The organism is Bradyrhizobium sp. AC87j1, assembly GCF_002936975.1.
GTDB classification, from domain to species: domain Bacteria; phylum Pseudomonadota; class Alphaproteobacteria; order Rhizobiales; family Xanthobacteraceae; genus Bradyrhizobium; species Bradyrhizobium shewense.
On the sequence record NZ_PTFE01000008.1, the window covers coordinates 49,425 to 67,034 of the forward strand.

At 57.7% G+C, this 17,610-nt stretch carries 14 protein-coding genes; 11 read left to right on the plus strand and 3 right to left on the minus strand.

Annotated elements, in window-relative coordinates:
* The first annotated feature begins 434 nt into the window (after nucleotides 1–434).
* From CV770_RS41495 to CV770_RS07255, 11 genes are all read left to right on the plus strand, one after another.
* On the plus strand, nucleotides 435–713 hold the full coding sequence (locus CV770_RS41495; protein WP_146101256.1) for a hypothetical protein: 279 nt from the start codon (nucleotides 435–437) through the stop codon (nucleotides 711–713).
* A 557-nt stretch (nucleotides 714–1,270) separates the two neighbouring features.
* Nucleotides 1,271–3,070 carry an HrpF/NolX family T3SS translocon protein gene (locus tag CV770_RS07215; protein ID WP_283811288.1) on the plus strand — a complete coding sequence of 600 codons (1,800 nt, stop codon included), beginning with the start codon at nucleotides 1,271–1,273 and terminating at the stop codon, nucleotides 3,068–3,070.
* A gap of 885 nt (nucleotides 3,071–3,955) precedes the next feature.
* Entirely contained in the window at nucleotides 3,956–4,252 is a 297-nt protein-coding gene (locus CV770_RS41500; RefSeq protein WP_146101257.1) for a hypothetical protein, read from the plus strand.
* Nucleotides 4,253–4,323: 71 nt separating this feature from the next.
* Entirely contained in the window at nucleotides 4,324–4,557 is a 234-nt protein-coding gene (locus tag CV770_RS07220) for a nodulation protein NopA (RefSeq protein ID WP_084674877.1), read from the plus strand.
* A 114-nt stretch (nucleotides 4,558–4,671) separates the two neighbouring features.
* Nucleotides 4,672–5,562, plus strand: coding sequence for a SctD/MshK family protein (locus CV770_RS07225; protein ID WP_104461873.1), 891 nt, complete (start codon nucleotides 4,672–4,674; stop codon nucleotides 5,560–5,562).
* A 33-nt stretch (nucleotides 5,563–5,595) separates the two neighbouring features.
* Entirely contained in the window at nucleotides 5,596–6,135 is a 540-nt protein-coding gene (locus tag CV770_RS07230) for a hypothetical protein (protein WP_104461818.1), read from the plus strand.
* Between the two features lie 2 nt (nucleotides 6,136–6,137).
* Nucleotides 6,138–6,566, plus strand: a complete 429-nt coding sequence (sctY, locus tag CV770_RS07235; protein WP_104461819.1) for a type III secretion apparatus assembly chaperone SctY — start codon at nucleotides 6,138–6,140, stop codon at nucleotides 6,564–6,566.
* Nucleotides 6,567–6,574: 8 nt separating this feature from the next.
* On the plus strand, nucleotides 6,575–8,692 hold the full coding sequence (gene sctV, locus CV770_RS07240) for a type III secretion system export apparatus subunit SctV (RefSeq protein ID WP_104461820.1): 2,118 nt from the start codon (nucleotides 6,575–6,577) through the stop codon (nucleotides 8,690–8,692).
* Nucleotides 8,693–8,907: 215 nt separating this feature from the next.
* Nucleotides 8,908–9,306, plus strand: coding sequence for a tetratricopeptide repeat protein (locus tag CV770_RS07245; RefSeq protein WP_245453692.1), 399 nt, complete (start codon nucleotides 8,908–8,910; stop codon nucleotides 9,304–9,306).
* Nucleotides 9,307–10,560: 1,254 nt separating this feature from the next.
* Nucleotides 10,561–11,310 carry a P-loop NTPase family protein gene (locus tag CV770_RS07250; RefSeq protein WP_091956594.1) on the plus strand — a complete coding sequence of 250 codons (750 nt, stop codon included), beginning with the start codon at nucleotides 10,561–10,563 and terminating at the stop codon, nucleotides 11,308–11,310.
* Between the two features lie 59 nt (nucleotides 11,311–11,369).
* A complete protein-coding gene (locus tag CV770_RS07255; RefSeq protein ID WP_104461822.1) occupies nucleotides 11,370–12,089 on the plus strand; it encodes a hypothetical protein in 720 nt (239 codons plus the stop codon).
* Nucleotides 12,090–12,360: 271 nt separating this feature from the next.
* Here CV770_RS07255 and CV770_RS42480 read toward each other — a convergent pair whose 3' ends face one another.
* The 3 genes from CV770_RS42480 to CV770_RS42485 form a co-directional block, all read right to left on the minus strand.
* Complete coding sequence (locus CV770_RS42480) at nucleotides 12,361–14,187, minus strand: NEL-type E3 ubiquitin ligase domain-containing protein (protein ID WP_146101258.1); 1,827 nt, start codon at nucleotides 14,185–14,187, stop codon at nucleotides 12,361–12,363.
* Nucleotides 14,188–14,995: 808 nt separating this feature from the next.
* Nucleotides 14,996–15,241, minus strand: coding sequence for a hypothetical protein (locus CV770_RS07265; protein ID WP_245453693.1), 246 nt, complete (start codon nucleotides 15,239–15,241; stop codon nucleotides 14,996–14,998).
* Nucleotides 15,238–15,378 (minus strand): hypothetical protein, encoded by a 141-nt coding sequence (locus CV770_RS42485; protein ID WP_201759741.1) that lies wholly within the window; start codon nucleotides 15,376–15,378, stop codon nucleotides 15,238–15,240. The genes CV770_RS07265 and CV770_RS42485 overlap by 4 nt, the downstream gene beginning before the upstream one ends.
* Between the last annotated feature and the right edge of the window lie 2,232 nt (nucleotides 15,379–17,610).

The following is a 17,610-nucleotide window of genomic DNA, read 5'->3' on the forward strand; positions in this document are numbered from 1 at the left end:
GTTCCGTCATGCAAATGAGCTTCGTCGCATAAGAATGAAAGCCACTCCGCTGTCCAAAAGGAGGAACAGGATGGACTTCAACGCGCTAAGCTGGGCGGACAACAGCCCAGCGCCCCACTCGTCCTCATCGCCCGCCGGTCCAAGGGAGTTTGAGCGTGAACTAATGGCCATTGCATGAAATACCCGAATACAGCCAGGACCTAATTTGGCAGGACTGGGAGGCAGATCATCGCGTGTCGAGCCATCATTGAGCGGTGGCCAGCGGTCCAATTCCGAACAACCGATCGCTCAACAACGCGCGGACGCCTCCGATCTCGGAGTTTGGCAAGATCTTGAGCCTTGGCTCATGCGGGCCGGGTCACCTCACGCGACCGTCTCAAGCTGGGCCCACGTTGCACGCAAGGGTTGCTCCACCGAAAATTGGAGATTTCGCCATGGCGAACGGTCGTCGCGCCAAGGACGACTGGGTCTTCACTGGCCAAACAGCTACGCCCGCTCAGATCGAAATGCTAAGAAGCCGCGATCTCAAACCTACCAGGGGTGTCCGGACAACAACGTTCACCATCCTGGGTGTGCCTCACACGGCGGAATGGCAAGAAGAGGGTTTTATTTGTCTCAAACCGTCGCTGGACCCTTCCCTTTGGCCTGTAGGTTCGGGCGAACACTCGCCAAGGGCTAAGCATGATGACATGAAGAATGCCGAGTGCAGCTGAGCTTCGATCCGCTCGGGGCAATAGGTGTCTGCACAATACCGTCAGACTCTTTCGAGCATCTACCCAAGCGCCAACACTCTCGTTGGGCGCAGGCGCGAGGTCGCTACGCGTGGGTGATTTCACCATAAGATGCTGCGGAGACCTGCGACGTTGTTTCACGAATCAGCGCACGTGACCATCCCCAGAGCGGCAGACTCGGCCTCGCTTATTCGAACTAGTTGGCCCGGAGGCGAGCGATCGAGCATAACAAGCAAGCCGATTCCGATGTCGAGATCCATCACCGCCTCTCACACCATCATTGCGCGTCTCGTTGTGAAACCTCTGAGCGCCGTCAGCTTTTGGAAAGCTAATCGAACCTACCATGTGGCGTGAATATCTAGACGGCGATGTGCCTATAGATTGTAGCGGAACTGATCGCTGGGGGCGCACTGAGCAATCGGAAGCAAGTGGTAGGAGCCATCGAAGCCTATCGACATTTCTTGCTCGTTGTTCGTCGCAATTCTCGCGCTGCGCCACATGACCGGCTTGTGGTGCGATCTCAAATCAGAGGATGTATAATGTCAGTCAACAACCTATCGCTAACCGCCAGCTCGAGTTTGTCCGGGCTGGCCCCCGGGCCCTCATCGGCGCGGGATCTTTCAAACTTCGAGGCGATGCTGGCTAGTTTCTCGTTGAAAGACAATGTCGATGACCATTCCACTCCGCAGGATCCGCCGGCTGCAGACTCAGCCAAGCAGCTGACGGAGGAACTCACGCAGGAGGTGCGGAACATCCTCCCGCCGGAGATCAAGGCCGCACTGGACGCATGTCAGCAGGCCCCAGAGCCATCCTCCGCGGAGTCCTCCTCCGTAGCGAGCGCCCCGAAGATTGCAGAGGCACCTGTACAAAGCTCCAGGATCACGTGGAACAGCGGCACGCTGACTGATGCCGAGCTGCAGATTGTGTCGGTGCTGAACCGACACAAAGACAAATGCCCGCTGGATTGGAAATCTCTTGGAGATTTGGCCAACGATCCCTCCACACCGCCGGATCTAAAGGCGGCGATCGAGGCTCTGCAACTGGACCCAGAGCTCTTCTATGCGATAGGCTCGCAAGGTGACGGCCGCTGCGGCGGGAAGATCAAAGCAGGTGATCTCTCCGGCTTCTCCGATCACCACCCTCAGGTTGCTGCTTTCCAGGAGCAGCGGGCAAAGAGCTATACGCAAAACTACATCCCTTCCGACGGCACCCGGAATGGCGAGCCATCGGTTATGACCCAGACCGATGCATTGCGCGAGCTCTATCGGTATTCCGACAACCTGCCTAAGAACCTGAGCCTTGCGGATTTCAAGCGGATCGTCGACGGCGAAGCTAAAACCGGCAAATCCCCGCCACAGGTCCTTGCGGCCGCTCAATACTTCCTCGACCACCCGGATGAATGGAAGCACTTGTACGGTGGCTCGATAGACAAGGTCCACAAAGAGGACTTCCTGCAGGTTGCTTCATCATCGATGAATCTCTCGCAAGCCGAGCTCGATACGCTCAATACGATCAGCACGAACCAAAACGCTTTCTTCGGAAAGGGTGATCTGACCCGAGAAAAACTGGCGAGCATGGTCGATGATAGGAGCCTCGCGCCCAAGGTGCGAAAGGCGGCCTCCCAGCTGCTCTCCGATCCTGTGTTGTTCGGATTGATGAACAACGCGATTACGGGCTACAAAACCCACCATAAGTTCTTCGACTTCGGCGGCGGCCATACGGTCGATTCCGGCAATATCAGCAACACCGACTTCAATCAGTTCTTCAACAACATGTCGGGGGCGAACCGCACCGTTCACCAAGTGAAGACGCATGCCGCCCGAACGCCTGCCGAGCAGGACGCGGTCGCGGACATGACGATGGGCGTGGCAGACCAGCCCGACGTCAAGTCTCCCAAAAAGAACGGTGGCGCCTTCATGCACGCACTTAATGACGTGCTCAAAGTTGGCTCTAAAATATTCGACTGGGCCGCGACAGCAGTCGGCGTACTTGGCTTCATTCCAGGCTTGGGTGAATTGGCCGATCTGGCGTCAATGGTGCTCGAAGCCGAGGCGCAAGCTGCAAATCTTCTTCACACTGCCATCAGTGGAGGCAACATGAAGCAAGCGCTGGAAGAAGCCGGGCTGAGCCTTGCGGCACAGGCGGTGGGCTGCATCGCCGGACCTGAGGTCAAATTAGCAATGCGAGAAGGCTTGGTGAAGCAGGCAATTCAAGAAGCCGCGACGGCCGGCATCAACCTGCCGGTTTCGGTGGCCCAGTCCTACGCGGAGGATTATCTGAATAACCTAAAGGCTCGCATTGAATCCGAGCGCTTGCAAGCTGCAGGCGCTAACGCCTAGGCGGAGAGCGACGCTATCTTCTCAGGATCACGCTGGAAACGCTAATCGAGCTTGCGCGGCCTCCGCGCGGTTGGGCCTCTCTGCCGAGCAGTAGGTCGCGCAAGCTCTACCAGCATACTTGAGACCGCCCCCGAATCCGAGGAACTTATTTCGGCTCTTCACTGCGTACAAACTATGTTGGCCGCACTCGATCGTTCGAATCCGACCTCAAACCCAGTCTGCCACTGTGAAGTTCACGTCGACTGCATACGTCCGCCTGTCAAGACCGCGATGCATTAACACTACGCTACAGACCGGCCGCAGCCGCGGAGCCTGCCGGTTGCGCAAGGATCGAGAGCACATTGGTCCAGAGCGATAGAAGTCCGAAGGGCTCTTTCTCGAGTGGCGGGCTTCTGCTCGGTTGACGGATCTGCTATGGGCCCGCCAGGACCGAGGGACCGCTCTTAGCCGCTGAATCGGCCGTCACTCTGGCTTTCCGCCTCGCTCCGACCAGGTCAAGCTCCATGCCCGCTTCGCCTGACTGCAAGCAAATCGTCGAAAGAGCTCGGAGGCATCGCAAGGGACGTGAGCCCGAGATTGCAGCACGTCGGCCTCAAAACGTTTTTGTTAGTGGTGGCTTTGATATTTCGCTATTGAAGCTTTCGAAACGATGAGCACTGTGCTCACCCGATCAAGCTCCACAAACGATTGTTTGTCTTAACACTGATCTCCAGCTTTCGCGGGCAACTTGTACAAATACGGTCGGCTGGTGAAGACGTATAATGATGATCGACATCGGCTCGTTGCATTTTCTACGACTCGTCAGCTTGTCGAAAGCTAATACTTGCATAGTGGAGGACGGAAACTGCCTCCATTGGAACGATCGAATTGACATAGGAGAACCCGATGCGCGTTACGAGCTCTAGCGGCGCTGGGCACGTTGATGCTGACCTCCATGCGGCTGGCGGCAAAAGCGGCGGCAAAAAAGGATCTCACAAGCCTGGCGAGGGCGACGATCATGCCCGATCGCCTGATGCAAACATTCCCGTAAACGGCGGCGCGTCCACTCCGGGCGGCAACTCGCACGAAGCCGCTATGCAGCAAGCGTTCAGCGCCGCTTTGGGAGCCGCTGCTCTCCAAGTTGCGAATAGTGCAATGAGCCATTTCGACGATGTCATGGCCGAGACAGAGGAGGATTCCTGACGTCGCATGTTGCGACGTTAGGAAATAGGAGCCGCACGTCGCGGCGAAATTCGAGCACACAGGAGAATAGTATGACTAAGAATGTTGGTGCGTCTCATACCTCGACTGCAGGTGGAGCAGCCGGCACCGCTACTGCTGCAGCCGCTTCCACGGCTGCTGAAGCTGCTGGAGAGGCGGCATTCCAACGGCAAATCGCCGCCCTGACTTTGACCAGCACAAAGGCTGCTGAGAGGGATGTGGAACTTCGCGTCGTCTCGACCGAGCTCTCGACCGTCAAGAAAGCGGCCGATGAGCGGGTGCAGTAAGGGATGAGATGGGGCGACGTCGCCGCCCCACTTTCCCCGGCTGCTTAGTCTGTGAAGTCGCACGGGCCGTACGGTTTTGCCGTACGGTTCCGTTCGCTGTTCTGGAAACCGACCGTGAATGAACCAAATTGCCCGCATTTTGAAGTGTTGTCGGGGTGTTACTCCGGGCTGACAAGTAAAGTGGGGGTCGGATCGTGTCTGATTGGCAGCAGCCTCGATGCTGACTTGATCTTCGTCGAACAAGGCCTCGAACCGCACCATCTTCGTGTCACCCCCCATTCCAATTCAATTGAGATCGAGGCCCTTGCCAGGGACGTTAGGATCGAGGGGCACGAGACTGTTTTACCGAACGAATCCATTGTTGTCCCTCTTCCTGTCGTTTTGCATGCCGGGGCGATGTCCATTCGCTGGACGATCGAAGACTACAAACAAGCTGGCTCCATCGACCGCCGGCATATATCGCTCGCCTTTCTTGCTTTGGTCCTGATCAGCTCTGCCGCGGTTGGCGCAGTCTCACCCAGATTTGTCCAGACCGTCACCACCGTGGCGTCAAGTCCGTCGTCCCCTGCTCCGGACATTGCGCCCAAGCTGGCGCTCAGCGCTCCTGATGCTCTGGCCACCGATGCAGCTGCCGAACGGTTGCAAGAGGAAGTTGACAGAGCGGGCCTTGTCGGCATCAAGGTCGGCTCTGGGGCGGGCGTTGTCACCGCCGATGGCACCGTTACGCCCGCCTCGCTCGCCACATGGCGAGACGTCCAGCAGCGGTTTGATCACAATAGCAATGGCGCTTATACGCTCGTCAATGCGGTGGCTATCAAGGATGAGAAGACGCCTCCCGCAATTGGGGTCCAAGCTGTTTGGCGCGGGAGCGACCCCTATATTGTCATTGCTGGTCAAAAGTATTTCGTCGGCGCGCTCTTAAGCAATGGATGGACCGTCTACGGGATTGAGGAAGGGCGTGTTCTGCTGAGCCGGGATGGCCGGCTTGCCACTCTACCCTATTAGCGTTTTAGGCCGCAGGTAAGGAAGCAAAGTGCCATGACTAGGCTGCCCCCCAATCCCGTCGAGCCCGGCACCGCTTTTCAGGAGCCAAACGTTGATCATCATGCATCTGCCATCACGCCGGTCAATTCTCGAGCCAAGTCCATCGGGATTGACCGGACGCGTGGCAATGATCCCAAGAGCCACACCTCACTTTCTCGTCATAGTGACGTGCCGGATCGGTTGGTGGACGCCACGATCGAGAGCGCGCTCGAGCTCAGTTCGATCGATGCAGTTTCGCGCATCAATCTAGACGAGGCGCGCGCCCCGCCAGGTCAGATCGAGCCAAGCTCGGAACTCGCTTGGCTTAATGAGCCCAATCTCGCGCACAGTCTACTCTCCTTCGTAACGCCGCGCTTACGTCATTCGCATGTTCTGCGTCCAGAGCAACACGGCCTTCTTCTGGAGCGTTTGGCTGATACGCTATCAGCCGCGCCAGAGGATTTGGTGCCACGTGAAGGGGCCGCCCTTCTGCAACTGGAGCTGCAACGTTTAATCCTGCTCCGGCAGAGTCACAACGGCTTGATCAAAGGCTAGCAATGGTCGTGCCAGACAAAGTGCAACACTTCACATCTACACGGCCACCGATCGTTTCCGAAGCCGGCGCTAGCGAGCTGATCTCCGGGCCGGAGCGAGATTTGCTCTGCGTGCTGTCTTATGTCTACCTTGCGTGCGGACAGAGCGCCAAGAGCCTAGCTCTGTTGCGGCTGGTCGCTCACGAACAGTCTCAAGACATCGGCCTGCTCCGCATCCTGGCCTACGCTCTCATCTCGGAGCGTCGCGGCGACGAAGCACTGTCGGTATTGGACAGGCTTGACAAACTGGATGACGAGCCGTCTTCGTGTCCGCCCTTGATGCTGATGCGCAGCCACGCCCTGCGCCACGCTGGCCGCATGATCGAAGCGCAAGCCGCCTTCAAACGCTATGTTTTGTTGCGGGGCAGCACAGCTGCAATCAAACAACAATAAGGCTTCTCATGGCCAACCTTCTACGAAATCTCATCACGCGCGCGCCGGCTCACCCGGATTTGATGGTCGCGTTGATGCTTCTTCTGGCGATCGCAATGATGATCATGCCGATCCCGATCGTCATGATCGATATGTTGATCGGCTTCAATCTGGGGTTTGCTATATTGCTGTTGATGGTAGCCCTGTATCTCAACACGCCGCTCGACTTTTCGTCCCTGCCGGGCGTCATCCTGATCTCCACCGTCTTTCGTCTCGCTCTTACCGTTGCAACGACGCGACTGATCCTCGCCGAGGGCGATGCCGGCAGCATCATTCATACGTTCGGCGATTTCGTCATATCCGGCAACATCGCCGTCGGCATTGTCATATTCCTGATCGTGACCATGGTGCAGTTCATGGTTCTCGCCAAGGGCGCCGAGCGGGTGGCGGAGGTATCTGCGCGCTTCACGCTCGATGCGCTGCCGGGCAAACAGATGGCGATCGACGCGGAGCTGCGCAACGGCCATATCGATCAGCACGAAGCCCGCAGCCGGCGCGGCGCGCTGGAGCGAGAAAGCCAACTGCACGGCGCGATGGACGGCGCTATGAAATTCGTGAAGGGCGATGCCATAGCCGGATTAATAGTCATCTGCATCAACATGCTGGGTGGCATCACGATCGGATCGCTCTCCAAGGGCATGTCCCTCGAGGAGGCGGTGCATCATTATACCATCCTGACGATCGGTGATGCGCTCATTTCGCAGATTCCGGCCCTGCTGCTGTCAATTACAGCCGCAACCATTGTCACTCGTGTCAACGGTCCTTCCAGACTCAATCTCGGCGCCGATATCGTCAACCAACTTACGGCCAGCACACAAGCGCTACGCTTGGCCTCCTGTGTCTTGCTTGTGATGGGGTTCGTTCCTGGCTTCCCTTTGCCGCCCTTTGTCATACTGGCCGCGCTGTTCTCCGCTGCCAGCTTTCTCAAGGTTGGCGTGCAAGAGGGCAAGACCGCTCTCAAGGCCGGCGCCGGTCCCACCGGTTCGGCTCCCGCTTCCGCACAAGGTCAGAAGCAAACCGTGCCCGCGGAGGCACTTCCGATTACGCTGTTGCTAGCGCCGAGCCTGATGCAGGCAATCGACGTAGGGGAACTCGAGCAGTGCGTCGCACGGGTTTCGGCACTGGTTTCAGCTGATCTTGGCATCACAATTCCACGCATTCCCGCCCAAAGCGCACAGCACCTGGCCCAATCGCAATTCCGGGTGGATGTCGAAGGAGTGCCGGTGGAAGAGGGCGCCATTGACCCGACACAACTCTTACTTAACGACGACGTGGCGAACATTGAACTGAGCGGGATTCCCTTTTGGCAGGACCCAGACACGAATCGGATCTGGATCGGACAAGGCCATGCGCCCGCTCTCAAAGCTGCCGGAATAGGGCACCACCGTCCGAGCGAAATCATCGCCTTGCGCGTCCAGTCGACGTTGACACGCTATGCACAGCGCCTGGTGGGCATTCAGGAAACCCGTCAGCTGCTTAGCCGGATGGAGCAGGAATATGCCGATCTGGTGAAGGAGGTGCTGCGCACGACACCGATCCCTCGCATCGCGGATGTGCTACGTCGCTTGCTGGACGAGGGCATCCCGATCCGGAACACCCGTTTGGTTCTGGAGGCGCTTGCAGAATGGAGCGAACGGGAGCAAAGTGCCGTACTGCTCACCGAATATGTGCGCTCCGTTCTGAAGCGGCAGATCTGTCACCGCTATGCCAACGCCCATCGTGTTGTGGCGGCCTTTATCGTCGAGCGTGAGACCGAGGATATCGTGCGAGGTGCGGTGCGCGAGACCGCTGTCGGTCCCTACCTCGTTTTGGAGGATCGGCAAAGCGAGATGCTACTTGCACAATTTCGCCAGATCCATTCGAGCATCGCGCGCAGTCAGAACCAGCCAGTTATCCTGGGCTCGATGGATATCCGGCGCTTCGTCCGCGGCTTTCTCACCCGCAATGGAATAGATCTACCTGTTCTCTCGTATCAGGATCTCGCCTCGGATTTCACCGTCCAGCCGATTGGCTCCGTCAAACTTGCGCCTGGCAAGGACAAGACTCCTACAGGCGGGCATCGTGACCTCCTCCCTGCGGCCGGCTGACGAGCAGGTGTGGGGTCGTGAGATCGCTTATGAATTCATGTAAGATTAATGTTCTGCGGCGCTGGCGTAACTTTCGTCGCCATTCGTGCTCGGCCTTTCTCCCCATGCTTGCCATTGTGCTGCTCGCGGGTTGCGCTAACTCGCACACGTCGGGTCTTTCACAGCAGCCGACGTCTCCGGCAGAGCTGGTTAGGGCCAAGGAGGTCGATCCAGCTATGCGCGAGCGCATTTCTCACGCCCTCGGTCGCGATGCTGACGAGAAGGCTTTGCGCGATGCGCTGAAGCAACGACCGGACAATGTCGATGCGGCGATTCCTCTTGCGCGGGGCCTGCTGATGCGTGAAAGCCCTGATGAGGCGCTTGAAGTGCTCGACAACATCTTGCTTGCAGCACCCGGCGACGTGCGCGCACTGAACGCCAAAGGTGTTGTGCTCGATCACGAGGGCCGCCATCACGAGGCGCAAACGCTATACCGCCAAGCCCTGGCAACTGACCCAGAAAATCCGATGTTGAGCAACAATCTCAAGCTGTCGCTCGCCCTTGAAGGGACGAGGCAGAACGGCAATGCCGACCCACAACTGCAAGCGGATGGCCGGCACGCACCGTACCGTTAGAGGTAGTCAACGAACAAGAGCGGATCGCAGTTTCTCGGTGCCTGTCTGTCAGCTTACCGACAGCTAGCCGATTATCAGCCGCCGTGGAGGCTCAAGACTTAAATTCCCTGCGAAGCGACATCGTTCGTACAATCAAGCCGACATGTATAACCAGGATCAGTAACCCAACCACACGCCAAGTGTATCCGCGACGGATGAATGAGACGACCCACGAACAATGGCTCGTACTGAACTGATAATCAAACGTTTCAAAGGACATAGTCTCTACTAAGAATTCGGCGCCATCGAATTCTTCCTCCGGGTCAATCTTCGATGGCAATCCCGCCGTACTCGCTCATTTCCAAGCCGCCAGTGGTTGATATCTCAAAGTCTTGAGTTTGCTGGATGAGATGAAAGCACCTCGACGATACAGCGTCACTCATCCGCTGAGCGAGAGCGCACATGCGCCAGCCCATCGTTCATTCCCTAAAGGTTCTTCTGAACCCGCACCACGCAGCGTCATCGCCGAAATCTGCGCCAAGACAAAGATCACCGGTTCCGGTCGCTCGACGCCGGCTTCTTTTGACGGAGCGTCCTCGATATCGCTTCGCCACCGATGTTGAGCCGTCGGCCGCGCCCCCGCTCACCCTTCGATCTTGTTCTCCATGACACGTTAACCTCGCCTTGGCGCGAGCAGATGCATGCTTGCTATTTGCGTCACCAGCCCGCTTCAGCGCCCGCATATCTCGATATTCTTCAGCCGAGTGAGAGCTCGTCGTTCGGGGGGCATCCCTCGGTAATTGACGAGCCACTTCGCTATCTGCCGAAAAGACGATCTGATCCAGCACACCTTTGATCTGCCAAGCCACAGCCGAACCGCGTAGCACCGCCTTCATTGCGTTTCCACCGAGCTCGCAGTCTGACGCTACGTAAGATTCGGTCGCTTCATGCAATCTAGATAGCGGCACCGATGGATAACCTATGGCAATCGCAACGACCACCACAGACAGACAGTTGATTCGTGGTGGTGCATTTCCAGTTGCCCACAATCCTCACGTAGATCACCAGCACAAGTGATTTACTCCCCAATCTCAGCCTGCATCGTCGTTGCGATCCAACGACGTCACTTACTTGATGTTGAAAAAGTTCATCAGTTGCAGAGCTCTCGCATCGAAGGTTCATTGCCCCTTCTTTCTGCCATGTTCGCACCCAAAGCAGAGACGCGCCGGTTGCGCACTTTGCGCGCGGCAATAGCGAGTATCTCAGGAGATTTCCATGGTGAAGCCAGTTGTAATTGTGGTCGGCGCGGACAAGGGAGGAGTCGGCAAGACGACCGTATCACGAACGCTACTGGACTACTTCAGCGTCAACAACGTGCAAATACGCGCATTCGACACGGAGTCGCCGCGGGGAACGCTGAAGCGCTTTTATCCCGAGATCACCGAGATCGTCGACATGACGACGACGGCTGACCAGATGAAGATCTTCGATACCCTGAACTCAGGGCTGTCCGTCACTGTGATCGATGCTCGCGCAGGATTACTGTCCTCTGCGTTGGCTTCCTTGCGCGACATCGGATTTCTGGACTCGGCGCGGTCTGGCCAGATCACGTTTGCCGTGTTTCATATCCTGGGATCATCCATCGCTTCGCTAGACGAGATCGCGGAAACCGCGACCTTCATGAGCGGCGCAAAGTACTATCTGGTCAAGAACTTCATCAACGACACTCAATTCTTCCAGTGGGATCAAGCGACCTATAATTCCTACTTTCACCGCATCAAACATGCGACTGAGTTGGTCATACCGAAGCTTAACGAGATGGCTTATGAGCAGGTGGAAGTCGCATCCGTCCCATTCATAGACTTCGTCGCAAACAAGGGGCGGAACGATGAACCCGCGAACAACTCTTTCGTGCTGCGCGGCTATGTACGGCACTGGCTGGCAAACGTCTGGAGCGAGTTTGATCGCATCAACTTGACGGAATTGGCCGGCGCCAAGTCCGCAACCCGGGCCGGCGAGAAGTAGTCGCTTATTCGGCGAGCTCAGGTCGGGCCCACGTACGAAACAAAATTGATCTGCTGGCTATGTTAGCGACCCCCATCTACATCATCTGCTCTCCTAGCCCGCAGGTCGGTAAAACTCTCATCGCTCGGGCCATGAGCGAGTTCTTGTTGCTGAAAAACGGCACAACGCTGTCGTTTGATGTCAACTTGAAAGAGCCGTCGTTGCTCGACTACCTCCCCAATATCACGGAGACCGCGGATGTGATCGACACTTACGGCAAGATGCAGCTGATGGACCCCCTTGTCATCCACGATCGGGTACCCAAGGTAATCGATCTCGGCTTTCACGCCTTCGACGAATTCTTTAAGATGTGCGATGAGATCGGCTTCATGAAGGAGACGGCGCGCTGCTATGTCGCCCCTATCATCCTCTTCGTCGCGGGCGCTGACCGCATCTCGTTTCGCGGTTATGAAATGCTGCGGCGGCGAATTCCGCCGGCGTCGCTGGTCACCGTCCACAATGAATTCGTGCTGCGCGGCGAATTACCTGAAGCGATGGATGGCGAGCGGGTGCTTCGGATTCCCGCGCTTCCGCTGTTCCTCAAGAGATATATAGACCGGCTTAGCTTTTCCTTCACTGGATATCTGCGCAACGAGAAGGACTGGTCCACCGAGCTGCATCAATGGATCCGACGGAACTACAGCATGTTTCGCGATCTGGATTCGAGTGTGATGCTGCAAAAGGCCTATCGATCTCGAGGCACGGATATCGACAGCCTACGTTCCACAAGGGCTACTTGAGATTCCGATCTGCTTGCCAGCTATTCGTCCGGCTATGAGCAGTCTTCAATAGCGTGCTCAACGGGACGCGAACGCATGAATTGCGGCGTACGAATCTGCAGTGGATTGCCCATCTTTACCGTGATCGTCCGCACCGATCACGCGACCGGCAGTGACGGCAGCTCATTCGCCGAATAGCGCATGCAGACACGCCCGTCCTCGAAAGGATCGATGACTGTCTTCACCTTGTGAGCGGCTAGGCGGATCGACAGGCCCTTCCATCAGAGGACGCTCATAGATCAAGGCCGAGCTTCCCGAGCACCTGGTGCATGACCGCGCTTTTGATCTCGCGGGCGATCTCGTTTCGGATCTGGGCGCCGAGCACCCGCTCGGCATCGGCATTGCCTGTCAAACCTTCCTCGGCCAGTTGGAGACTCAGACGGGTTTGAAACTCTTCGCCCATAGCGTCGACGAGCCGCTCCTGCATGGCAGCATAATCTTCGGGCGCGATGCGCCTCGTCACGCTTTCCCACGGTTGCCAGCGCGTTGCCAGATAATCGGCAAATTCCGCCGCTTCCTGATTCCGCACCGATGCCCCAGCGCTGGCCACATCGTCCTCGGTCACGTGAGAGACGTTCATGAAGCGCATGTCGGGAGCCATGTGCCGCAGCTCGAGCGGGTCGCGCAGCTGGGTCTGGTAGGCAAGGTAGACCTCGATTTCATCGACGTCCGCGTCGGGATCGGCACGACGAAGCGAGTTGACCCTCTCGCGCGCGATTTCGTCTAGCGCTTCCAAGCGAAACATGACGCGGCCGTGCTGGAGCAGTTCGCCCAGTCTCCCGTCATAGACGCCGTCCTCGACATCAGCGTTCAGGCGTGCGGTCTGCATGCCGTTCCAGGCCAAAGTAATGCGATCCTCGCAGCTCGCGTTCGCTCCCGAAGCCAACTCGAAATATTGCTCGCGCAAACGCGGCCTGACGGCTGCCTGCCGCAAATCTTCGGCGACCGCCTGGCGGAACGCCTCGTTGCCATAGTTCACGGTGCCACGGAGCCTGTCGAGGAAGCGTGCATAGTCCGCGGCCCCCGCTTCATGGCCGAAGTGCTGCCAAGTGGCCATTGCCATGGGCTCGTCCTCGAGCCAGTCCGCGGCAACCTCTTGCAGGGACCGCGGCTGAATTTCCACCGCTCCGTCCGTCGTCGAGAAGAAAACCTGCGGGCCGGCATAGTGTCCGGCATGCATCGCTGTTGCAAGGCCGGCCTGCACCCAATCGGCGAGCGGATTATTCTCCAGATCAACGCTCGAGTCACGACTTAGCTGCGTCAGCAGGGTCTCGGGCACACTGGTCAGCTGGTTGTTGCTGGCGCCGAGCCACAGCAGCTCGGGCGGGACCGTCTCAGGCAGGCTGGTCAGCCAGTTGTGGCTGGCGCTGAGCCATTCGAGCTCGGCCGGAAGAGGCTCGGGCAGGTCCGTCAGCTGATTGTAGTCGACGTTCAGACGCTGGAGCCCGGCTGGAAGCCCGGGCAGGTGGGTCAGGCGGTTGCCGCTGACGTCCAACTCCTGAAGCGTTGCTGGAAGGCGTTCGGGCAAGCTGGTCAGCTGATTGTTGTCGACATTCAGCCGCCGCAATCCCGGCGGCAGCTCTGCGGGCAGGCGCGTCAGCCCATTGCTGATGGCATAGAGCCGCCGCAGCCCAGGTGGAAGCTCGGGTAGGCTGGTCAGCCGATTATTGCTGGCGTAGAGCCGTTGGAGGCTCGCCGGAAGGGTCTCGGGCAAGCTGTTAAGCTGATTATCGTCGACATTCAGGCGGCGCAACCCGGCCGGAATGGACGCCGACAAGGCGGTCAGGGACAGAGACGACAGATCTAACGGCTCATTGAGATCGCCCGCGCCCCGCCAAGCCCTCGTTACCGCCTGTTGCCGATCCTCATGTTGCCCCTGCCCGTTTTCGGCAGCCCAGTCCGTCAACATCTCGTCCTGCGAGGCAGCCGCCTCGGCAGCGGACGCCTGAACGTCCATTAAGGCCTCTCCCCATTGCGATGCGGCCGGAGAGCCCGGTTCGGAGCTTTCCGAATCGGACGTTGCGGAAGGAGTACCAGCGCCGAGCTGTTCTGCATTCATCGATGTCGTCTCTTCGGTAGCAAAATGAAGCAAACGCGCCGGGGCGGCGCATCTTAGAACTGGTTACCGGCCATGGAGAACGCTCCACCGGCTAACTGCAATGAGGTGCGATCACACAGCGGGGCCGTCACGCACCGCTGGCGCGAATACGCTGGCGAGTGCTACCGAGTAACTTCAGACGGGGCAGCGAACCCAGGCGAAGTCTCGCTCGTGGATCAGTTGATATTGGAGTCTATCCCGGTGGCCCCTGCCAGATCTAGCCCTTTGAGCCGGCTCTGCCAGCGATTAGCGATGTTCATGATACGAGAGCCAGCTGTCGATAAGCTGACAGACTGCGGAGCGACGAAATTGGACGGCTCCCATCAATTACCCGACCTTAGGCTCAGCGCGACGCAGATGAATTACATCGAGCTGGGTCGACTGGTGCCGGATGCCGGCACCCTGGCAGCGGGACGCTTAGGCTGGCAACTTTTCTGTCGCTTGCGGAGGCGGCCCCACTTCCCCCTGCGTTCAAACGCTTATGCTAAATAGCTGAGCTAAAAAGCTTGCAGCCCATCGCGCCTAATGCCGCTCGGCCTTCTACGAGACGCGGCGTGCATGCGATGTTAAGAACACGGGCTCGCTCAATTTCTCCGTTGCGAGTTCCCAGCCATTGACATGGCCATAAAGACCGGCCCTCCCCCCTCGGCTCACCGTCGCAGATCTCGACGGGCAAGCGCTGATGAGACGGCACTTGACCCGTACGCGTTCGACTGAATGATCGAACAGCTGCATCTGCACTGGTGCGAAGAATTTCTGTATGCCGAGCTCAATTTAGTCGATCCGCGCCGCGATCAATGAACTCGAGCATCGACTGCGCCTCGTTGATCTCGCGTGAAACACGTTTCAATATCCGTATTGCCATCTCCTCCGTCGCGATCAGTCCTGCTCTCTCGCAGGCTAGCCCAAAATGATGCATCACCTGCTCGTCAGAGGGCGCGATACGGTTCTGCAACAAGCTGGTCGTCAATGACGAGAGCATGTGCTCGACGACGTCATTCTCCGCCTGGATCAAGATCCTGATTTTCTTTTCGAATGGTCGACGTTGCGCAGTTTCTTGTCGCGCGTGACCACCACTATTGAGAATGCAACGATGTCGCTGGCGCGATCGATTTTGCCTAGCGCCCCCGTGAGGCTGGTTTGAATGGACATAACGACCTTCCGAGCTTTCACCGCAGCGCTCTGTGCGGCCATCAGTGCTGCCGGTCATCGCCTCTGGCCGGATATGAATAGTCTATTCGGTTGAAGTATTTGCTTGCGAGCGCGGGCTGTTCACCCAGCGTGCTTTCGCTGGACCGCTAAAAACGCGATAACGGCTGGGGTCAGCCATATTCTGCTGCCTGTATCGTTCCACGATCCAGGCCATCTCGCGACTCCAACTGGTCGGTGTACCTTAGCCCGACGTCCCGTGCAGACGATGCAAATGGCTCCCTGGCCATCGCCCGCAAGCGAGAAAACTGGCAATCGGCACGCCGTCCCCATCGGTCTCCACTTGCGATGCGCCATCAACGCCTGCCAAGCGGGCCTTTATCTTTTACGCATCAGCAAGCCTACAACCTGTCGCAGCGTGAGTTTCAAGCTATCAAATTGGTCTTCTGAGGCGGACTGTGCACAGCGGATGTCGATAGCAAGATTGTCCATGGAATGCTCATTTGGCTCGACACTGCGTCTAGCCGACATTTGCATCAGATTGCCAAGATCCCAATCCCGACGCATGCGTCTGTTTCATTGGATGGCGCCTGTCGGGGATCGCAGCCAGGCTGGCTCGTCTTCCTAGAACAATCGTCCCCATGGCTTTCTCATGTTGTTGATGTGGTCCACCTCGCTCATAATTTATTCATCGGGTAAGCGATTGCGAATGCCGGGTACCACCGCGGGACTGACCAGCATCAGAGAAGAGGCGTTCGCAAGAAGACGCCGCCGCTTTACGCCGCTTGGGCCGCTAGAGCTCGACATCGCTACGGTCCGACTCGCGAGCTGTGGCCCAAGTCAGGCCGCGCCCAGCGACTCAACAGGCAACGAAGCCGTCAAGCCCTTGCAAGTTCCACCGCCATCGACCATGGGGACATGCGTTATGCGTTAATAGTTCCTGCTTGAGCCGTGTGCGTGTCGTACATGAATTTAACTGCTCCGGTTCTCGGTGTTTCTTCGCGCACCAATCAATCCTGTGGAGCGCAGGAATTGTGCAAGGCACACGATCGCAGCGCCGTGAAAACGCGAGGATCTGCCTCGAATTCTCGTCGCGCGCGCGGTGTAGGGTGATATCGATGATAAGAGTGGCATACATCGAACTGCTCGCCGAAAGACGGGCGTGAAGTCGCAAGTCCTCGGATGCGGTTGTTCGGCAGGAATGCGGGGCCAAGGAATGGCCGCTCGATGACGATCACCATAATTGATGCTCCAGGGACGAAGTGAACTATATCTGTGATGACTTCAATTGATGATACATTGAGTGAGATTAGATGGCTGCGGAACGAAATCTGGCGCTGCCGTCGATTCCTTAAAAGGGACCTACCTGGCACGGAGCGCAAGGCCGTCGAGAAGCGTCTGCTTGAACAGCTTTCTGCCTTTGAACGGCTCTTGTCGACGGCGTTTCCTTTGACCTTGAGCCCTAAAGTGTATTCGGCCAAGAGCACCACGATCGGGCGAAGCGACTCCCCTGAAGCGCCCATCGAGAACGCCGCAATGGCATCAAGCGGTTCCTTCGAGAAGCCGATGGGCGGCTAAAAAAAGAGATTTCCTAGCTCAATCTGTACCTTGAGCCCGGCACTCGAGACCAAGCTAGTCCCCAGCTGAGAAATCTGAGGAAGACCGCGACGGAACAAACGTCCAACGCTAACATTCCGGCGATCTTTTGCCAGTTATAGCGATTTAGCCACCTGACGGAAAATACCTGGTTGCTGACCACAACGCCCTAGATTGATGGGCAGCACGGATTCCTGCAGATGTCCGGCCGTAACCACCACAGTTTGCGCAGATTGTCCTTCCGACCAGTTACAGTGAGCCGATGGCAATCTCACGACGGCCTCAAAGTCGGCGAATGACTGCAGCGCTGAATAAAGCGCAACTGCTGCAGTACGAAATAGAAGTTCAGAGCGCATTACAACCTCGTAACACGCGTCGGCGCACTATTGATCGGTGATCGAGGCCAGTCGATGCACGGAGCTCAGTCCCCCTGATAGATGAACTGCGCTCAGCAGCTTCCAGCGCGATCGACTTTCGGCCACCAAGCTGGCCAAATTCCGGCGCCGTCAGTCTGAACACCTCACTGTCGCTCGATTTCTGCAACTGCTGCTCGGACGCTTCACTCTCGATGGAGGACGATCGGAAGCCTGTTGAGACGTCGTCTCGGTCCGTCGCTTCTCTCCGCCGCGGTTGGCATCA

Bases quoted from the DNA above. Each gene is read 5' to 3' on its own strand.
- CV770_RS41495 (WP_146101256.1), top strand. From the start codon at position 435: ATGGCGAACGGTCGTCGCGCCAAGGACGACTGGGTCTTCACTGGCCAA.
- CV770_RS07215 (WP_283811288.1), top strand. From the start codon at position 1,271: ATGTCAGTCAACAACCTATCGCTAACCGCCAGCTCGAGTTTGTCCGGG.
- CV770_RS41500 (WP_146101257.1), top strand. From the start codon at position 3,956: ATGCGCGTTACGAGCTCTAGCGGCGCTGGGCACGTTGATGCTGACCTC.
- CV770_RS07220 (WP_084674877.1), top strand. From the start codon at position 4,324: ATGACTAAGAATGTTGGTGCGTCTCATACCTCGACTGCAGGTGGAGCA.
- CV770_RS07230 (WP_104461818.1), top strand. From the start codon at position 5,596: ATGACTAGGCTGCCCCCCAATCCCGTCGAGCCCGGCACCGCTTTTCAG.
- sctY (WP_104461819.1), top strand. From the start codon at position 6,138: ATGGTCGTGCCAGACAAAGTGCAACACTTCACATCTACACGGCCACCG.
- sctV (WP_104461820.1), top strand. From the start codon at position 6,575: ATGGCCAACCTTCTACGAAATCTCATCACGCGCGCGCCGGCTCACCCG.
- CV770_RS07245 (WP_245453692.1), top strand. From the start codon at position 8,908: ATGCGCGAGCGCATTTCTCACGCCCTCGGTCGCGATGCTGACGAGAAG.
- CV770_RS07250 (WP_091956594.1), top strand. From the start codon at position 10,561: ATGGTGAAGCCAGTTGTAATTGTGGTCGGCGCGGACAAGGGAGGAGTC.
- CV770_RS07255 (WP_104461822.1), top strand. From the start codon at position 11,370: ATGTTAGCGACCCCCATCTACATCATCTGCTCTCCTAGCCCGCAGGTC.
- CV770_RS42480 (WP_146101258.1), bottom strand. From the start codon at position 14,187: ATGAATGCAGAACAGCTCGGCGCTGGTACTCCTTCCGCAACGTCCGAT.
- CV770_RS42485 (WP_201759741.1), bottom strand. From the start codon at position 15,378: ATGTCCATTCAAACCAGCCTCACGGGGGCGCTAGGCAAAATCGATCGC.